The following is a 572-nucleotide window of genomic DNA, read 5'->3' on the forward strand; positions in this document are numbered from 1 at the left end:
GGCCGCATCCTTTCATAGGTTGCGCGTGCCCACGAGATGCTGCGGCTGGTATCGCTGGCCTGCGTCCATTGCGCGAGGATCAGGAAATTGTAGCCCTCCTGCCGATGCACAAATGCCGTATCCCCGGCACCTACGCGGGCCGCGGCACCGTGGATGTGCTCGAGCAGCAGCTGCCCCATCGGAGTCGGGCAGCGGGCGAAGCATTCGATCATCGTCGCGATCGCACCATCGCTCAGCTCCGTGAGGAAGTTCGACTTCCAATAGTTGAACGCGCCTTTCGGATAGTTGGCGTCGAGCATGCGGTTGAGCTCGCAATAGGTCATCGGTCCGACCGCATCCAGAATGGGAGGCCCGAACTGTTTCAGCGGCTGCATCGCTCGTTCGGCCTCGGCGACTGGACCGCAGTGGCTGGTAACCAGGGCCGCGACCTCCCTGCCGGACCCGTCGGGCGCATGGGTCAGGGATGCGAACAGCATGTGCTCGTCCGTGAGCGATCGCGTGCTGGTCCGGAAAAATTCCAGCACGTCGCGGGAACGCTCGATAGGGTGAACGATCGGGCCGCCGGTGATGAT

General features: G+C 63.3%; 1 pseudogene. It reads right to left on the reverse strand.

Annotation, left to right across the window (positions count from 1 at the left end):
- Positions 1–476: pseudogene (locus I6F16_RS37485) on the reverse strand (hypothetical protein); the annotation flags it as partial.
- Between the last annotated feature and the right edge of the window lie 96 nt (positions 477–572).

This window comes from Bradyrhizobium sp. IC4060 (assembly GCF_020193715.1).
Taxonomy (GTDB): Bacteria; Pseudomonadota; Alphaproteobacteria; order Rhizobiales; family Xanthobacteraceae; genus Bradyrhizobium; species Bradyrhizobium yuanmingense.